The following is a 233-nucleotide window of genomic DNA, read 5'->3' as shown; positions in this document are numbered from 1 at the left end:
CAGATGGATCGATATTCCTTGCTAATACTGTTACGATTATCTGTTACCCTATATCTATTGCTAATGCTTCTATAGGCATTTTGATCGGTACGATTGGGGCAATTTCATCACGTACCGTTTCATTCCAAGTTATAGTACCAACTATTACTGCTGCAAAACCAATTACGAATCACTCAGGCACTACAATCCACTACACGTACGATCCCTCCAAACCAGCCATCCTGCCGATGGAG

Annotated in this window: 1 protein-coding gene; it reads left to right on the top strand. The window is 42.1% G+C overall.

The genetic code is table 11. The annotated features are described in order from the left end of the window. The coding region (locus JDS82_RS29460) for a hypothetical protein (protein WP_199714345.1) at nt 1-233 on the top strand (233 nt) is incomplete at both ends.

Origin of the sequence: Bacillus cereus group sp. N14, assembly GCF_016483555.1 — a bacterium.
GTDB classification, from domain to species: Bacteria; Bacillota; Bacilli; order Bacillales; family Bacillaceae_G; genus Bacillus_A; species Bacillus_A wiedmannii.
The sequence above is the reverse complement of the archived record's forward strand: the minus strand, read 5'-3'. Positions and strand labels throughout refer to the sequence as shown.